This window comes from Silvibacterium bohemicum, from assembly GCF_001006305.1.
Classification (GTDB): Bacteria; Acidobacteriota; Terriglobia; order Terriglobales; family Acidobacteriaceae; genus Silvibacterium; species Silvibacterium bohemicum.
Map to the genome: position 1 here is coordinate 805,072 of NZ_LBHJ01000020.1, position 18,078 is coordinate 823,149.

The 18,078-nt window shown below is 59.2% G+C and carries 13 protein-coding genes; 10 read left to right on the forward strand and 3 right to left on the reverse strand.

Annotated elements, in window-relative coordinates:
• Window positions 1-21 precede the first annotated feature (21 nt).
• Both XX99_RS26410 and malQ read left to right on the forward strand, forming a co-directional pair.
• Window positions 22-1,995, forward strand: a complete 1,974-nt coding sequence (locus XX99_RS26410; protein WP_050062371.1) for a peptidylprolyl isomerase — start codon at window positions 22-24, stop codon at window positions 1,993-1,995.
• A gap of 124 nt (window positions 1,996-2,119) precedes the next feature.
• Window positions 2,120-3,652: a 4-alpha-glucanotransferase gene (gene malQ, locus XX99_RS26415; protein ID WP_050062372.1), complete on the forward strand. Its 1,533-nt coding sequence runs from the start codon at window positions 2,120-2,122 to the stop codon at window positions 3,650-3,652.
• A 434-nt stretch (window positions 3,653-4,086) separates the two neighbouring features.
• On the opposite strand, the gene treY is transcribed toward malQ, so the two are convergent.
• Window positions 4,087-7,059, reverse strand: coding sequence for a malto-oligosyltrehalose synthase (gene treY, locus XX99_RS26420; RefSeq protein WP_050062373.1), 2,973 nt, complete (start codon window positions 7,057-7,059; stop codon window positions 4,087-4,089).
• A gap of 104 nt (window positions 7,060-7,163) precedes the next feature.
• Here treY and XX99_RS26425 point away from each other — a divergent pair, with 104 nt between their 5' ends.
• The 8 genes from XX99_RS26425 to XX99_RS26460 all read left to right on the forward strand — a co-directional run bounded on the left by XX99_RS26425 (window position 7,164) and on the right by XX99_RS26460 (window position 15,170).
• The gene (locus tag XX99_RS26425) at window positions 7,164-7,466 is read left to right on the forward strand and encodes a GNAT family N-acetyltransferase (RefSeq protein WP_156186223.1); all 303 of its coding nucleotides are present in this window, start codon (window positions 7,164-7,166) and stop codon (window positions 7,464-7,466) included.
• A gap of 85 nt (window positions 7,467-7,551) precedes the next feature.
• Entirely contained in the window at window positions 7,552-7,734 is a 183-nt protein-coding gene (locus XX99_RS26430) for a hypothetical protein (protein ID WP_050062375.1), read from the forward strand.
• Window positions 7,735-7,947: 213 nt separating this feature from the next.
• Complete coding sequence (locus tag XX99_RS26435; protein ID WP_050062376.1) at window positions 7,948-9,204, forward strand: ABC transporter permease; 1,257 nt, start codon at window positions 7,948-7,950, stop codon at window positions 9,202-9,204.
• Between the two features lie 33 nt (window positions 9,205-9,237).
• The gene (locus tag XX99_RS26440) at window positions 9,238-10,476 is read left to right on the forward strand and encodes an ABC transporter permease (protein WP_050062377.1); all 1,239 of its coding nucleotides are present in this window, start codon (window positions 9,238-9,240) and stop codon (window positions 10,474-10,476) included.
• Window positions 10,477-10,645: 169 nt separating this feature from the next.
• Window positions 10,646-11,728 carry a LacI family DNA-binding transcriptional regulator gene (locus XX99_RS26445; RefSeq protein ID WP_050062378.1) on the forward strand — a complete coding sequence of 361 codons (1,083 nt, stop codon included), beginning with the start codon at window positions 10,646-10,648 and terminating at the stop codon, window positions 11,726-11,728.
• An 11-nt stretch (window positions 11,729-11,739) separates the two neighbouring features.
• Window positions 11,740-12,924, forward strand: a complete 1,185-nt coding sequence (locus tag XX99_RS26450; RefSeq protein WP_156186224.1) for an MFS transporter — start codon at window positions 11,740-11,742, stop codon at window positions 12,922-12,924.
• Window positions 12,925-12,971: 47 nt separating this feature from the next.
• The gene (locus tag XX99_RS26455; protein WP_231581634.1) at window positions 12,972-14,456 is read left to right on the forward strand and encodes a GH1 family beta-glucosidase; all 1,485 of its coding nucleotides are present in this window, start codon (window positions 12,972-12,974) and stop codon (window positions 14,454-14,456) included.
• A 165-nt stretch (window positions 14,457-14,621) separates the two neighbouring features.
• The gene (locus tag XX99_RS26460; RefSeq protein ID WP_050062380.1) at window positions 14,622-15,170 is read left to right on the forward strand and encodes a hypothetical protein; all 549 of its coding nucleotides are present in this window, start codon (window positions 14,622-14,624) and stop codon (window positions 15,168-15,170) included.
• Window positions 15,171-15,191: 21 nt separating this feature from the next.
• On the opposite strand, the gene fahA is transcribed toward XX99_RS26460, so the two are convergent.
• Window positions 15,192-16,529, reverse strand: a complete 1,338-nt coding sequence (gene fahA / locus XX99_RS26465; protein ID WP_050062381.1) for a fumarylacetoacetase — start codon at window positions 16,527-16,529, stop codon at window positions 15,192-15,194.
• Between the two features lie 25 nt (window positions 16,530-16,554).
• On the reverse strand, window positions 16,555-17,859 hold the full coding sequence (gene hmgA, locus XX99_RS26470) for a homogentisate 1,2-dioxygenase (protein ID WP_050062382.1): 1,305 nt from the start codon (window positions 17,857-17,859) through the stop codon (window positions 16,555-16,557).
• Window positions 17,860-18,078 lie beyond the last annotated feature (219 nt).

Sequence of the window (18,078 nt, forward strand, 5' to 3'; positions counted from 1 at the left end):
AGTAAAGGTCGTCACCCATCCATGATTCGTTTCCTTCAAAAAGATAGCCGCTTTGTGAAAGGCGTTTTCGTCGTCATTATCGCGGTCGCCTGCATCACCATGGTCGTCACCCTGGTGCCGGGAATTTTCCAGGACGATGCCAGCTCCGCCGACACCTACGCGGTCATCGGCCACGGCGGAGTTCTGGGGCGTTTCATGCCCGCTCAGGATGAGATTTCGAACACCGACGTCCAGCAGCTTGCGCAGCGCATGCTGCAGCGCCAGCAGCTGCCCGACATGCTGCTGCCGTACATGATGCAGCGCGTGGGCCAGGGACTGGTCCAGCAGCACATTGAACTGCTGGAGGCGAAGCAGCTTGGCCTGAACGTGACGGACGAGGATATTCGCCGCTTCCTGCACTCCGGACAGTGGGGCATGATGCTCTTTCCGGGCGGAAAGTATATCGGCGATGCGCAGTATGCGGAGTTCATCTCCGAACAGTTCGGCCTCAGCCGCGACAAGTTCGAGAACGAGGTAAAGAAGGAGATCCTGGAGAATCGCCTGCGCTCGCTCATCACCGGCAGCGTGACGGTCTCCGACTCCGAGGTTCGCGCCAGCTACCTGCAGCAGGCGACGAAGATCAAGTTCGATTACGCGGTGCTGAGCTCGGACGACCTGCGCAAGACCATCAATCCCACCGATACCGAGCTGCAGGCCTTCTTCAAGCAGAATGCCTCCCGCTACGCGACGGCAATTCCCGAAGCGCGCAAGATCCAGTACATCGCCTTCACGGACAGCAATCTGCCGCAGGGAGCGCCGCAGGTAAGCGATGCGGAGATCCAGCAGTACTACCAGGCGCACCAGAAGGATTATCAGATCGATGACCAGGTGAAGGTGCGGCATATCCTCATCAAGGTCGACGGCAACGATCCCAAGGCCGATGCCGCGGCCAAGGCCAAGGCGCAGGGCATTCTCGATCAGCTGCATCATGGCGGCGACTTCGCCAAGCTGGCCAAAGAGAACTCGGACGATCCGGGCAGCAAGGAACAGGGCGGCGAACTGGGCTGGATCAAGCACGGAGTGACCGTGCCGGAGTTCGACCAGGCTTCGTTCTCCTTGCAGCCGGGGCAGACTTCCGGCCTGGTGAAGTCGAAGTTCGGCTATCACATCATCCAGACGGAAGAGAAGCAGACCGCGCACACACGTCCGCTGGACGAAGTGAAGCCTGAGATTCAGGCTCTGCTGACCCGCCAGAAGGAAGGCCAGCAGGAGCAGGCCTTTGCGCAGCAGCTGGCTGCCGAAGCGCAGAAGACGGGGCTGGCGGCAACTGCCGCGGCTCACCATCTGGAGGTTGTGACGACGGACTTCCTGTCGCAGGCTTCGGTGGTGCCGGGTCTTCCCGATGGCTCGAAGCTTTTGTCGGATGCCTTCGCCGCGAAGAAGGGTGCGGCTCCGCAAAGCTCGTCGACCGGCGGCGGTTATGCGGTTTATCAGGTCACCGATATTCAGCCGGCACACGCGCCGACGTTCGATGCCTACAAGTCGCATCTGGTTGAGGACTTCCGCGATCAGCAGCTGCCTCAGCTGCTGGCCAAGAAGACCGCAGAGCTGGCGGATCGCGCCCATGCCGAGAACGATCTGGCCAAGGTTGCCAAGGAGGTCGGCGCGACCATCAAGACCAGCGATTTGGTTGGCCGTGACGCGCAGGTTCCTGAGATCGGTGCGCTGGCTACTGCCGCGCCTCAGCTCTTCGACCTGAACCCCGGGCAGATCAGCTCGGCCATCAGCACCGGCCATAGCGGGGTGGTGGCGAAGATCGTCGACAAGCAGCAGCCTACCAGCGATGAAGCGGCGAAGAACTTCGACTCGACGCGGGAAGCGCTTCTCGATCAGCGCCGCGAGGAGATGTTCTCGGTCTTCGTCTCGAACCTGGAGCAGACTTACCAGAAGCAAGGCCGCATTCGCACCAACCGCAAGGCGCAGCAAGGGCCGGGCGGCATGAATCTGCCGGGCTAATTCCCAGCCTGAATACAGGCAACCGGAACGAGCAATCGGCAAATAAGCAACCGGGGCCCGTGGTTTTCGAATCTCTCGAAGCGCGGGCCTTTTTTCTTTGGAACGTCTGCCTGGGAAATTATCTATGCCTTTCGACCGCTCGTCCGGACTTCTGCTTCACATCACTTCCCTTCCTTCTAACGGCGGCATCGGCGATCTTGGCCCCGCAGCCTATGAGTTTGCGGACTTTCTCGCTGCCGGCAAGCAACGGCTCTGGCAGGTGCTTCCGCTGAGTCCCACGGGATACGGCAACTCGCCGTATGCCGCGCTCTCCGCTTTCGCCGGGAATCCGCTGCTGGTTTCGCTGGAGCTGCTTGCTGAAAAAGGATGGATTGCAGCCGACCGTTTGAAGGGACTGCCCGGTCGCAATGGCAACGTCGATTTCGATGCAGTGGCTAAGGCCAAGATGCCGCTCCTAGAAGAGGCGGCAAAGAACTTTCTCCATCAGCATAGCGATAAAGACTGGCAGCGTTTCGAGTCTTACCGCAAGACCAACTGGACGTGGCTGGATGGTTTCTCACTCTACAGCGTGCTGCGGCGCAAATACCATCAGGCTTCGTGGAGTGAGTGGCCGGAAGACCTGAAGACTCGCGACAAAGATGCCATCCAGAAGGTGTGGGAAGAGCATCACGACGAGATCCAGATCCAGCAGATCATCCAGTTCGTCTTCGATGAGCAATGGTGCGCTCTGCGCAGCTACTGCGGCGAGCACGATATCAAGCTGATCGGCGATGTGGCCATCTTCGTCAATTACGACAGCGCCGATGTATGGAACAATCCGGGCATCTTCGAGCTGCGAGAGGACCTGTCGCCGATTCGCGTTGCCGGCGTGCCTCCGGACTACTTTTCGGCAACGGGCCAGCGCTGGGGCAATCCTCTTTATCACTGGGATGTGCTGCGGGAGCAGGGATTCAGCTGGTGGGTGGACCGAGTTCGCCGTGCGCGCTCCCTCTATGACATCATCCGCCTCGATCACTTCCGCGGCTTTGAGGCCTTCTGGGCGATCCCCGCTGAGAACGACACGGCCGTGGTCGGCGAATGGATCAAGGCTCCAGGTGCGGAGCTCTTCCAGAAGCTACGCGATGAGCTGGGCGAGCTGCCCTTCATTGCCGAAGACCTTGGAGTGATCACTCCCGAGGTCGATGCGCTACGCGAGCACTTCAATTTTCCCGGCATGCGCATCTTTCAATTCGGATTTTCCGACAAGCATGCGCACAACTATCTGCCGCATCATTACGTGACGAATTGTGTCGTTTACACCGGCACGCACGACAACAATACGACGCGGGGCTGGTGGGACGAAGAGGCAACCAAGGTCGAGAAAGATGCGGCTAAGGCTTATCTCGGCACCAACAAGAAGGACTTCGTGTGGGATATGATCCGGGGGGCCGAGGCGTCGGTCGCCGATCTCTGCCTGGTGCCGGTCCAGGACATTCTTGACCTGGGCACCGAGGCGCGGATGAATATGCCGTCGCGTGCCGGAGGAAACTGGAGCTGGCGCTGCCCTGAAGGCAAGCTCACTGCGGAGATCGCTGCAGAACTTGCGGCGATCTCCGAGGTGACGGATCGTGACCTTGTCGTTGCGCATGACAATGGCGAGGCTTCGGCTAATTCGTGATGCTCGCTCATGCTGAGCGGTGTGGAGAATCTTGGCGCGGATGGCGAATGAAACGCCGCTGAGATCCTTCCTCCTTTCCGTCGTCGGGATGACGGTGCGTTACAAAAAACATGGCGATTGCTATCGTTTCCTTCTGAAGAAACGATTGCTGCCAGGGCTCTCATCAATGGTTTATCGGCGCCTGCGCTAACTCTCTTCCGGGGCTGAAGCCCGGTCATCACAGGTTCGAAGCGGCACGACTGAAGTCGTGCCCTGATTACGACCATTTCTGAGACAGCCAGTAGTCTCATGAGTCACAAATGCATGGGGTATTTACGCGGCTCTGCTGCAGAGCCGGACTTAAGGAAAACTGCAGGTCCTTCGACTCGCTTCGCTCGCTCAGGATGACAATTTTTGAGAAGGAGCCGAAAGGTATCAACATAGCCCAACAACCGTTACTCGACGCCCTTCAGAATCGCGACCGGGTAAGTCTTGAATACCTCTTTTAGTGGAAGCGTTCCTTCGCGTGTCACTGTGACCAACTCATCGGTGAACACATTTACGAAATTCTTTCCTGCGTAGTCGGAAAGAGGTAGCGATTCCGTGCCCCAGGCCTCGCCTAGCGGCAGCTTTGCCTGCTTGCCCATCATCGTGCATGCGAGGCGCGGGACAACCACCAGCACCGATTGTCCTTGATGCCGTCGCACGAAGGAGATTACGTGCTGGGCGATCGTGCCCTCCGGGGTCACGGGCAGATATTCTCCGCTGCGGAAGAGTTCGCCCAGATCGTGGCGAGTGCTCAGCGCACGATGCGCCGTCCACAGCTTCGACCGTCCATCGCTCATATCATTTAAAAGCTCACCACAAAGAGCCGCAGCGCCTTTCTCAGCCGCAGTCTCGCGTAGGGTGTCTAACGCGTTTGCATATACCGAATAGTCCACAGGATGCCTGTTGTCCGGATCGACCAAGGTCAGATCCCACATCTCCGATCCCTGATAGAAATCCGGCACGCCCGGCGAGGCCACCTTGAGCACCACCTGCGCCAGCGAGTTCACGGCGCCGAAGATGCGCAGCAGCGGAAGGATCTCGTTCAGCGACTCGACAAATCGCGTCTCGCGGCCGCGTTCCGTGGGGATCAACAGCGACTCGAGAAATGCATGCACCGCAGTTACGTATTTTTCATTCGGGCTCACCCAGCTGAGATTGATCTTGGCCTCGCTCAGCGCCTTGCTCATGTACTCCTTCAGGCGATCGAGAAAGCTCTTGCGGTCTTCCTCCGAATTCATCACCCAGGGCCATGCGCCGGCGATGGTCTGATAGATCAGATACTCTTCGTTCGGATCGGGAGCGACGCGCCCATCCTCGAGCGTCTGACGCGCCTTCGCATTCATGCGATACCAGCGGCGGATCAGGCTCGGCCAGCGATTTTCGAGCTCGGAAATTACGTTGAGCCGATTGCGTACGTCTTCGCTGCGCTTGGTGTCGTGCGTCGAGGTGCCGAGAATGGCGTCAGGAGAATTGAGCAGCCTCTCTTCGTTGCTGGAGTGGAAGCTTTCGACCGAAATCCCAAAAGACTTCATCGAACTGCCGACTTCATTCGAGGAGATGAAGCGGTTGTAGATGTAGAACGCCGTATCTTCGACGCCCTTTGCCATGACGGGTCCGGTGAGCTGCTGGAACTTCAGTGCGAAGTACAGCTCGCGCTGGTCGATGTCGGAGCCTTCGTGTTCCTGCAGCAGAAGCGTGTTCTCGAGAAAGTCGAAGGCTGAGGCGTCGATATCCGGATTGCGATACTTGGCGCGCGCGATGGCGTGATGAATGAAGGCGCGGTCGCGCTGCGTGTACCTGCCACGATCATCGATATAGGTTCGATAGACGGGGAAACAGGCGATGGTCTCACGGATAGCGGTTTCGAGAACATTGTCGGTGAAGTCGCGGGCGCGACGGTCGGAGGCCGCAAGCTGGCTGAGCAGATTGGTGAGCACATAGGTCTCGCTGGAGAGCGCATTCTGCATTACCAGCAGCTTGGAGCGATAGATGATGTCGTCGGGATCGGAGGTGCGGCCGATGATGGAAGCATACAGGCTGTCGAATTTTTTCAGATTGTTGGGCTGAATAAAGACCTGGTTGGCGAAGTGAACGAAATCGTATCCGGAGGTGCCGCGCACCGGCCATCCCGCGGGGAGAGCCTCGCGCGGCTCGAGGATTTTTTCCACCACGACATAGAGCGGGCCGCTGATCGAGCTCCAGTCGAAGCCGCGCACCGACTCGCGAATATCGGCCTCAATTCCGTTGGGAGAGAGTGGTCCGGCGGCTTCGGGACCGGCGCACTGGCTGGCGGCGAAGAGCAGCTGCAGGCGGATAAGATACTGCCGCGGATTGAACATGCCGTCGCAATGATCGATGCGCAGACCCGTGACCTGCTTTTCAGCGAGAATCTTGCGGATCAGGCAATGCGTGGCGGCAAAGACGGTGGGGTTTTCCATGCGCAGGCCGACGAGATCGTTGATGTCGAAGAAGCGGCGATAGTTGATTTCCTCAGACGAGACGCGCCATAGCGCGAGACGATAGGGCTGCGCTTCGAGCACCTCATGCAGGCGGTCGAAGCTGCGCGCATCGCCTTCGACTCCGTTGACCTGGGTGAGTGCTTTATCGATGATGGGCCGGAGTCCCGGATCGCAGAGAGCGGCGCGGAGACGTGGCTTCAGCTCTACGAGCTGCTGGCGTCGGTGGCTGGCCAGGTTGGCATCGGCGGTATCGTGCGGAGGAATATGCGACACGTCGCGCAGCAGGCTCGCGAAAGACTCCGGCAGTCCCCACGCTTCCCATTCGGATTGAGGAAAAAGGAGTGGCAGCGAGCGCGGCGCAAGCGGCATGATGTGTTCGTAGTAGCGCACTCGCAGTTTGCCGTCTTCAATCTCGATTTGAATCTGCTTGTTTTCGAGCTCTTCTCCATACTGCTTGCCGAGGATAGGAAGAAGAAGCTTGCCCTGCATGTCTGCTTTAAGCGGCGTCCAATCGATATCGAAGAAGCCGGCGTATTCCGAGGCGCGGCCATTCTCGAGCACATCCTGCCACCAGACCGAATCGTTGCCCACCCCCATGTGGTTGGGAACGATGTCCATCAGGTAGCCCATGCCGAGCTCTTTCAGGCGGCCGGTGAAGCGCGCGAAGCCCTCATCTCCACCGAGCTCGGGATTGAAGCGATCGTGACGCGCGACATCGTAGCCGTGCATGCTGCCGGGGCGCGCCTCAAAGACCGGCGAGGTGTAGACATCGCCGATGCCCAGCTTTTTCAAATAAGGGAGAACAGCCTCCGCATCCGCAAAGGTGAAGCCAGCGTGCATCTGCAGCCGGTAGGTGGATAAAGGCGCGCGCGCGTTGGAGCGAAGCATGCGGTCGACGCATTCATTGATGGTCTCATCCATAAATTTACCTGTCGGTTAGGGTGGGAGTGGTGGGCTGACTTTGCTGGCTATCTCCGCATTTGGATGCGCAAATCCGCCGATATGTTTTCGAGGCTTCCGCCATTATGCGAGCTATATTGGAATTTATGGGCGACAAGCGGCAAACGAGCGTTTCGAAGAGCAGATTCGAGTTCGAGGAGAACGGCGAAGTCGCCTATCTCGAAGTGGAAATGGACGGCCACGGGTGGATGACGCTTTACCACACCGAAGTGCCTCCGGCCATGCGCGGAAAGGGCGTCGCGGGAACCTTGGCCCGGACGGCTCTCGAACATGCGCGCGATCAGGGGCTGAAGGTGGACGTGATCTGTCCGCTGGCTGCCGACTATATCCAGAAGCACCCGGAGTTCCAGAACCTGCTCGGCAAATAACCGCAATCAGGCCGCGGCTTTACTTGGCAGGGCGGGTCGACGAAAATAGAGATTCAGACTTGAAGAGAAAGATTGAGGAGTTGCCATGCCACTTTCCGGCGAAGCCATCCGCATGATGAATTACGTTGACGATGTATCGACCACGCTGCGCCGCATTCTTGCTCTTGTCCCCACGCTGACAACGGAGGAGCGCCTTCGGGTGAGCGAATATATGGGTAAAGCGACCCCCAACGTGGAGACGGTTGTCGCGGCGCTCGAAAAGCAGTAGTCCCTTCCATCCAATCAGCTTTCCGTCCTGCGTCGAGGCCGGCTGATCCCGGAAATCGGATTTCCGAGAACCGGGTCAGCCAGCCTCTGACTGCGGCAGGCCGCGCTCACATTCCGGCGTGGCTCCCGTCCTACCTCTGACGCGGCTCGGCAGATCCGAATCAGCGAGATTCGCGGAACTCTTTTGTCTGCGCAGCCGTATTGCAGATTGGCCATGCAAAGCCTCGGCGATACTTTCGGGCAGGTGCTTCGCGCTATCTGGGCGAATAAGCTACGCTCCTTCCTCACCATGTTCGGGATCGCGTGGGGCGTAGGCTCCATGCTGCTGCTGGTTTCGGTGGGCGAAGGTTTTCGCTCCGGCAACCGGCGCGAGCTGGCCAGCTTTGGCAACGACCTCATTATGCTCTGGAGCGGGACAATTCCCGCGGTTCCGAACCAGCACACTGGCATGCGGCCCTATAACCTGACCGTCCGCGATGCCGATGCCATTCGCACGCAGGCGCCGGACGTGCGCGCCGCCGTTGCATATCTGGACCGCGACGACATCAAGCAGCAGAGCATTTATCAGACCGCGGGCGGCGATGTGGTGGGCACGGAAGCAAATTATCTTGGGGTTCGCTATCTGCCGATGGCGGAAGGCCGGTTTTTGCGCGATGACGATCTGAAAAACCGCAGCTATGTGGCTGTTCTCGGCGAAAAGAGCGCCAGGCTGCTCTTTCCGGGACGGCCTGCGCTGGGCGAATGGATCACGCTCAACGGAACTCGCTTCCTGGTGATCGGGGTCGCCGCAAAGAACGGACACGGCAACAATGACGGCGAAAACCAGAAGGTTTATATCCCGCTCACGATCATGCTGGAGATGTTTCCTATCAAGGGCGAAAACATTCCCTCCGATGCATTGACCTCGATCCAATACCAGCCGCGCCTGCGCGGCGACAATGTGATCGCCAAACAGGAAGTGCATGAGATCGTCGCGCGCCGGCATGGCTTCGACGCCAATGCGACCGAGGCTTTCAACGAATGGGACACCATCAAGACCGAGCAGATGGTGGGGAAGATCTTTACCGCGATGGATGTCTTCCTGGGCGGAGTGGGAATTGTCACGCTGGCTCTGGGCGCGGTCGGAATCATCAACATCATGCTAGTTTCGGTTTCGGAGCGCACGCGGGAGATCGGCCTGCGCAAGGCCATCGGCGCGACCAGCCGCAGTATTCTCTTTCAGTTTTTCCTCGAAGGCCTGATTCTTACCGGATTCAGCGGACTTATCGGCATCGGAGGGTCGGCGCTCTTCATGTACCTGCTTCGTGCGGCCATCGGCACGGGGATGCAGGGCTTCGATCCGCCGCGTCTGGTGCCGTGGTCGGCGGCGCTGGCTTTGGGAGCGCTCAGCATCAGCGGAATCGTCGCAGGGCTCTATCCGGCCGCGAAGGCCGCAGCGCTTGAACCGGTGGAAGCGCTGAGGCGGGAATAGAAGCCGGGAATAGAAATCGACAGGAGTCCGAGAATGTTAAGCGATCTTTGGCGGCAGGCTTACGAGGCAATGATCTTCAACCGCCGGCGCACCGCGATCACCATGATCGGCATGGCGTGGGGTATCGCTACGGTCGTGCTGCTGCTCGCTTATGGATCGGGCTTCGGCCGCGCGGTGGAGACCATCTTCGCGCAATGGGGCACCCAGCTGATCGGTGTCTTTCCCGGCCGGACGTCGGAGCAGGTAGGAGGGTCGAAGGCCGGCACTCCGGTTCGATTTACGCAGGACGATGTCGACCGGCTGAAGCAGACCGTTCCCGGGCTGGTGCATGTGTCGCCCATGCTCAGCAAGGACATCGCCGTTTCCACCGGTCTGCATAGTTATACGTGGACGGTGAACGGCTATCGCTCGGAGATCCAGGATATTCTGCGCCTGGACATCGACTATGGGCGCTTCTTCACCGATGAAGACGATGCCAATCGCGCGCACGTCGCCGTGATCGGCTCGGAGACGAAGAGCAAGCTCTTCGGCGGCCTCTATCCGATCGGCCAGCATGTGCGCCTGAACGGCATCAGCTTTGAGGTGATCGGCGTGCTGCAGCCCAAGATGCAGGAGAGCGACAGCGATGTCAATCGCGAGACGTACATCCCGTTCAGCGCAATGAGCGACATCAAGGACCCGAAGTATCTCGATGGCATCTGGCTGAACTATAACGGAGACCATGCGGCGGTGCAGCAGGCCGTGCGCAATGCCCTGGCTGCGACCCATGATTTCCGGCCATCGGACAGCCAGGCCATCTATGTCGCCGACCTGGAGCAGCAGCTTTCGCAGTTCAAGATCGTGACCATCGCGCTCGAGGTGCTGCTGCTGTTCATCGGCGCGCTCACGCTGGGGATCGCCGGCATCGGCCTCATGAACATCATGCTGGTGGCGGTGCAACAGCGAACGAAGGAGATCGGCATCGAAAAGGCTCTGGGCGCGCGCAAGCGCCATATCCTGATTCAGTTCATGGCGGAATCGCTGGTCATTACCGGCGTCGGGGGCTTTGCCGGCATCGCCTTGGCTTACGCCGTCTCCTTCGGCGTGGGCAGAATCACCTTTTACAGCGCGTTGGCGACCCATGCCGAGAGCGCGGACATCCAGTTGCTGATCTCGCCTTATACCGTGATGCTGGCCACGGGAATTCTGGTGGTGGTGGGCCTGGTGAGCGGCATGATTCCTGCGTTGAAGGCGGCGAATCTCAATCCTATCGAAGCCCTTCGCTACGAATAGCTCCTCAACCAGCTATTCAAAAGCTCTGCGAAATCGTTTGAGCGAGGCTACTCTCAATCAGCCGCCGAGTGCTCAAGCTCGGCCCCGTTTCTCTAAGAGTGCGTCAGGATAAAACGGCCGCAGCGATTGAGGTTGCAGATTTGTTCATAAGCCGCTACAAAGGGCTGATATGCCGAAGCGCAAGCAGGCAGCTCCAGCAGGCGATAAGAACGAGCTGTCGACGGGTCGTCCGATCAGCCTGAAGATTCTGGGCGAATATCTCGATTTATCGCCGGCCACCATCTCGCTGGTGCTGAACAACGCGCCGGGCGTGCGCTCGATTCCCCAGGAGACGCGCGATCGCGTGCTGGCTGCGGCGCGGAAATTCGATTACCGGCCAAGTTTCTATGCGCGCTCGCTGCGGCGCAAACAAAGCTTCTCCATCGGCGTGCTGGTGCCGGAGTTGAGTGACGGCTATTCGGTGCAGGTGATGAGCGGCATCGAAGAGGTGCTGCTCGAGGAAGGATACTTCTATCTCGCGGCCAGCCATCGGCGCAAGGCGGATCTGATCGAAGAATATCCACGGCTGCTGATGGATCGCTCGGTGGAGGGGTTCATCGCCATCGACACCGCGCTGAAGCATAGCCTGCCATTGCCGGTAGTCGCGGTAGCCGGGCCGCGCAAGATCGAAGGCGTCACCAGCATCCTGCTGGATCATCGCCGCGCGGCGGAGCTTGCGCTGCGGCATCTCTATCAGCTGGGGCACAGACAGATTGCGTTCATGCGAGGACAGACTTTCAGCTCCGACGCCGACGACCGCTGGAAGAGTCTGTTGGCCGCAGCGAAGGAGCTGGGCATCGAGGTATATCCCGAGCTGGTGGTGCAATTGCAGCTCAACATTTCGTCGCCAGAGCTGGGTTATCCGGTGGTTCAACAGCTGCTCAGCCAGAAACGTCCGTTTACGGCGCTGGTTTCGTTCAACGATATCGCGGCGATCGGGGCCATCCGCGCGTTTCGCGACCATAACATTCGCGTTCCCGAAGACGTTTCGATTGTCGGCTTCGACGACATTCAAGGCGCTGCGTATCACAATCCGAGCCTGACCACGATCCGCCAGCCGCTCCACAACATGGGCACGACCGCCGCGCGCATACTACTGCAAAGACTGCGTGGCGCCAAAGACTACCCGGAGAACGTCGCCATTGTTCCCGAGCTGATTATCCGCGAGTCGACGCTGCCTCCTAACCCGCGGCGGCCTGCGCGACAAAGTTGAGCTTTCCGTTCATGCAGTCCCGCTCCAAACCGGCACAGTTCGAATCTCTTCCCTCCACTCCTTTTTATGCTGGCATGTCTTTGGGCGGGCTGGCCACGGTGCTGCTGGGAGCGGTGCTTCCCGCCATCAGCACGCGCTGGCAGCTCACCGATGCGCAGGCGGGGTCGTTGTTCACCGCGCAGTTTACGGCCTCTATTCTCGGGGCGATCGCTTCGTCGTACTATCGCCGCTACTGCGTGGTGTTGGGATATGCAGCCATCGCCATCGGGCTGGCAGTTTTCTCGCTCAACAGCTATCGCTCTGCGCTGGTGGGGTTGTCGCTGATGGGCATGGGCATCAGCGGGGCGGTCACGGCGACCAACGTCATCTTTGGGACCGAGTATCCCGAGAAGCGCGGGCCGCTGCTGACGCGCACCAACTTCTTCTGGGGACTGGGCGCGGTGGTCGCTCCACAACTCGTGGCCATCGCCGAACGGCAGAACGCGCTGCGAATTTTTCTGCTTACGGTTGCCGCAGCCAGCCTTCTGCTGGCCGGCAGGTTTACTCCGCTGTTAAAGAAATCGGAATTGCCCCTCGATCGGGCGACGAAGAGGGTTTCTCCAACGATGAGTGCGCAGATATTCCTGCTCTTCAGCGTCATTCTCTTTGTCTATGTCGGAGCTGAGACGGCCATCGCCGGCTGGATCGCGACCTACGCTCACCGTTTCGAAAATCTCGGCGTGGCCAGGTCCAGTCTCGTGGTTTCGGCTTTCTGGCTGGCGATAGTGGCGGGACGGGCTGTCCTTGCCACGCTCTTACTCGTCCTCTCGGAGATGTGGGTGCTGGTGGGCGGCATTGTCGCCGCAATGGCTGGCATGCTCCTCCTGCTCCGGCCTCATAACGCGACGGTTGCTCTGGTGGCGATTGTCATAGCCGGCCTGGGATGCTCCCCGATCTTTCCGCTGGCCACTGCCAGGATGCTGGCCAGGGTGGACCGGTCTCGCAGCAGTGGCTGGATCTTTGCCATCTCCGGCGCCGGCGGGGCGGTTCTTCCCTGGCTCACCGGTCTTTTATCGGAGGGCTCAGGGTCGCTGCGCATCGCGTTCGTCGTGCCTCTGGTAGCGATGGCAGTCGTTCTGTTCGGCGTGCTGATCGAAAATATTTTGCCGGCATCCTTGCCGGCCTCGGTTTCGCATAGCAGTAAACAGTTTTACTAACGTAACGCTGGGATGCTAGGCTTTCCTTTCTCACAGGAGAGCCGACGTTGATCAACCGCCGCCAATTTCTCAACTACTCTGCCGCTGTAGCCGGGAGCGCCGCCTTCTCCCGATACGCCATGGCTGCGAACCCTATGCCTTTCGGTGCAAGTGACGGAGCGATGCCTGCCATCGATGTGGCCGGTGCGCGCTTTCCTGAGGGATTTTTATGGGGCACCGCAACCGCTTCCTATCAAGTGGAAGGCGCGTGGAAGGCGGATGGTAAAGGCCCATCGATCTGGGACACATTCTCGCACACCGTGGGCAAGGTAAAGGGCGGCGATACGGGCGATGTAGCCTGCGACTCCTACCATCGCTACAAAGAAGACATCGCCCTGATGAAGCAGATGAACCAGAAAAGCTGCCGCTTCTCCGTCACGTGGGCGCGTATTCAGCCGACCGGCACCGGGCAAGTGAATCAAAAGGGATTGGATTTCTATAGCCGCTATGTCGACGAGCTGCTCGGCGCAGGGATTCGCCCCATGTGCACGGTGTTTCATTGGGATCTGCCGCAGGCTCTCGAAGACCGGGGCGGCTGGCCGAATCGCGATCTGTACAAGCACTTCGCCGACTACTCGGCAATCGTCGCGAAGACCCTGGGCGACCGGGTGACGACATGGGCCATCTTCAATGAGCCGTGGGTGTTCACGAATCTGGGATACGGAACGGGCGTTCACGCTCCGGGAAGGAAGGACTTCAATCTATTCCTGAAGGCAGCGCACACCGTTAACCTGGCGCAGGGCGAGGCTTTCCGCGCAATGAAGGCCGTATCGCCGAAGGCGCAGATAGGCTCGGCTTACAGCATGTCACCGCCGACTCCCGCAAGCGACAGCGCGGCGGATCGTGCCGCGGCGGATCGCTACCACGCCATCAATAATGTCTTCTTCCTCTATACGGCGAAGCACGGTGAATATCCGAAGGCATTTGTCGGGAATCCTCCCTACGACGTGATGGGTGTGCGCGACGGCGATGGAAAGATCATGCAGGCGCCGCTGGATTGGATTGGCATCAACTACTACAACCGTCACATCGTCGCAGATGCAGGCAATGGCGGCGATCCTTACACGCACTACCATGAATGGATGCCGGCGGAAGGGCCGGTCACCTACAACGGATGGGAGGTGTGGCCGCGCGGCCTTTACGACATCGTGACGCGCATCTCGAACGAATACGACAAGCCGATTATCGAGATCACCGAGAATGGCTGCTCCTACTCCGATGGGCCTCTGCCGGAAGATCCTTCGAAGGCTCCCGACCCGCGCCGCATCGAATTTTATCGCGGGCATCTGGCGGAGCTGGCGCGCGCCATCAAAGACGGAGCGAATGTGCGCGGCTACCATGCGTGGAGCCTGCTTGATAACTACGAGTGGGCCGAGGGCTACAGCCAGCGATTCGGTCTGGTGTATGTCGATTTCCGCGACCAGAAGCGGACGATCAAGGATTCAGGCCACTGGTATTCCCGCGTCGCCTCGACGAGCCGGCTCGACGGTTAGCACGCATCGGGGAAAGTCTTTGCGGCAGCTCCTACGTGGGCTGCCGCAACTGTCTGCATTCCATCCGCACGTCACTGCGCGATTTCTACGGCCTGCGGAAAGATCGATGCGGATCGCGTGGCGGCAATTTATACTCCGAGGGGTTAGAAGAAAGGGTCACTCTCGATGCGTTTTGTTTCCAGTATTCGGGCTGTCGGACTTCTGCTCTGTCTCACTTTTTCGGTTGCGACGCTTCCCTCTCTTGCCCAATCCGCCACGCCACAGCCGGAAGCTATCCTGCACTCCGCCGATATGGTGAAGCTGATACCCGGTTCTGTTTTCTTTCGCGGGCAGACAGCGACCACGCAGATACGCAACGCCGGCGGCGTTCGATTTGCAGACGGACGCTACGCTCTCGCCAGCCTGGTCGATAACTCGGGCTACTCCACCGGCATTCAGGAGAAGTATCAGGCTTATCTCATCACGGAAGTGCCATTGTCTTTTGGTGGGCACACACTCGCACCGGGCGCGTATGGAGCGGGCATTGTGAGGAGCGCGGACTCACTGCAATTTGTGGTGCAGGATCTTGGCGCTCACGATCTGATCCAGACCGCGGCGGCGAACGACGCCAAACTGCATCGCCCTACTCCGCTACAAGTAGTGGCGGGAAGCGCCCCAGGCAAGTATCGGCTCTATTTCGGGCGCAATTACGTGGAGTTTGAACGGACCCAATAAGGCAGGGTAGAGGGATAAGGTTTAGGGTGTAGCTTCCCCGCCTATCCTCTGTTTGGATAGGCTCTCCACGTTTTCGCAACTGGGCGTGGCTGCACGGATGGTTCCGCTGCAAGATCCAAATCCGATGCGTGCTTGCCCCTCGCGTTCGCAGTAGCCGCGAAGCGTCACTTCGTCTCCGTCTTCGAGAAAGCTGCGCGCCTCTCCGTTGGGCAACTGAAGCAGCTCTGCCCCGCGGCGAGTGATTTCGAGCAGGCTGCCTCGCGAATCGTCAGTGGAACCCGAAACTGTTCCGCTCGCAAGCAGATCGCCGCTGCGCATGTTGCAGCCGTTGCCGGTGTGGTGCGCGAGCATTTGTGCCGGTGTCCAGTACAAATCCTGCAGATTGCTTTGACTTAGACGAACAGCCTCGGTATTCTCGCGCCGCATCCGCTCTGTGCGCAGCCAAACTTCAAGCTTTACATCAAAGCCCCCACTGGTTTGATCGACTGACGAATTGAGATACGGCAATGGCGCAGGATCGCCCTCGGCGCGTCGAAAAGCAGGAGCGCGGAATGGCGCCAGGGCATCCATCGTTACTACCCATGGGGAGATGGACGTAGCGAAGCTCTTGGCCAGAAACGGTCCCAGCGGCTGATACTCCCAGGCTTGAATGTCGCGAGCGGACCAGTCATTCACCAGGCAAAATCCAAAGATATGCGCTTCGGCTTCATCGATGGGGATGGAGCATCCATGGGCGTTTCCCCCGCCGATGAAGAAGCCTACTTCCAGCTCGTAATCGAGCGCTTGTGTGGGAGCGAAGTGCGGCGTGTCTGCTTCTGCAGTCTTAGTCTGTCCGCTGGGCCGATGAATGTCCGCTCCGCTCACCACAATCGATGAGGCGCGGCCGTGATAGCCGATGGGGACATATTTGTAACTGGGCAAGAGCGGATTGTCCGGGCGGAAGAGACGGCCTACGTTTGTGGCGTGATAGATGGATGCGTAGAAGTCAGTGTAATCGCCGATGTGAGCGGGCAACTGCATCTCGATGTCGACCTGTTTCTGCAGCAAGGGCTCGACTTTCTGTTTCGCACCTGGATCGGAGAGCAGATCCATCAGGCGTGCGCGAAGCGAAGACGAGGCTTTCCTGCCGAGAGACATCAGGTGATTGAGCGAATCTCGACGGCAGGCCGCGACGGTTTCTTTCGCCAAGCCGTCGAGCAGATGCGATTCATCTGCGGCGAAGAGATCGAGTAAGGTGTCGCCGATGGCGACGCCGATCCGCGCATCGGAAGACTTGCCCGTCCGAAATACACCGAAGGGCAGATTCTCCAGCGGAAAGTCAGTGAGCGGAGCGTTGGCGCTTTCAATCCAGCTTTGCATCAAGAGCGTCTCCGCGCGATTGCGCTCATCCTTGCGGCGTCCGGAAGTGTTTTTTCAATCCCTGCCAGCATTCGTAATACTCATGCTGCAGAATCTTTGTCTCCAACGCAAACTTGGTCGGTCGCATGACCAATTGTGTTTCGAACATGAAGGCCAGCGTGTTCTCGAGATACTGCGGCTTGAGTTCGGCCGCTGTCGCTCGTTCCCAGGTCTCGGCATCGGGACCGTGGCCGGCCATGCAGTTGTGCAGGCTCGCCCCGCCGGGCACGAAGCCTTCGGCCTTCGCGTCGTATTGTCCGAAGACCAGCCCCATAAACTCGTTCATCATGTTGCGATGGAACCACGGCGGGCGAAAGGTGTGCTCAGCGACCATCCATCGCGGCGGGAAGATGGCGAAATCGACATTCGCGGTGCCGGGGTTTACGGCCGGGGCCGTGAGGACAGTGTAGATCGATGGGTCGGGGTGATCGAAGCTCACCGAGTTGATGCAATTGAAGTTTTTCAGATCATATTTGTAGGGCGCGTAATTGCCGTGCCAGGCGACGACATCGAGTGGAGAGTGATCGATCTCGGCGACCCACAGGCCGCCCAGGAATTTGCTTACGATCTGAAACGAGCCGTCGCGATCCTCATATGCAGCGACAGGAGTGAGGAAGTCCCGAGAGTTCGCGAGTCCATTCGCGCCGATGGGGCCAAGCTCAGGCAGACGGAACGGCAAGCCATAGTTCTCGCAGAGATAGCCGCGTGCAGCCTTCGCTTCGATCTCAACGCGGAACTTCACGCCGCGCGGAATTACGCCGATCTCGCCGGGAGCGATCGAGAGAATTCCCAGCTCAGTATGGAGAAGCAGGAGGCCATCCTGCGGGACGATCAGCAACTCGCCGTCGGCGTTGTAGAAGAAGCGGTCGCGCATCGATGCATTCGCCGCGTAGAGATGGACGGCGACGCCGGTTTGGAAGGCAGGATCGCCGTTGCCTCCAAGGGTGACGATGCCATCGACGAAATCGGTTCGCGTTTCAGGAATCGGCAGAGGATTCCAGCGCAGTTGATTCGGCGGAGTGGGGACTTCAGCGAAGGGACCGCTGCGAATCATCTTCGCGTCGATTTCCTGATACGGCTTGTGGGTTACGGAGGGACGGATGCGATAGGTCCAGGTGCGCCGATTGCTGGCGCGCGGAGCGGTGAAGGGTGTTCCGCTGAATTGCTCGGTGTACAGACCGAGCGCAGATTTCTGCGGCGCATTCTGCCCGTGGGGCAGAGCTCCGGGAACAGCTTCGGTGGCGAACTCGTTGCCAAATCCGGACTGGTAAACCAACTGTTTTTCGGACATTCCTTCTCCCTGGCTGCGAAACTCACCAAGTTATCCGGATACGGGGAGGTTTGGCAAACTTACATTTCTAACCCACGTCTCATCGCGCTCCCACGTCCGAAAATCCCATACACCCGGTCGATGTTTCACGACGTAGAGGCGCTGAGATTCTTCGCTTCACTCAGCGACTGTCTGATTTGTCAAGGTTGATTTGGGGGTTTGGTTGCAGGGTTGATGGAA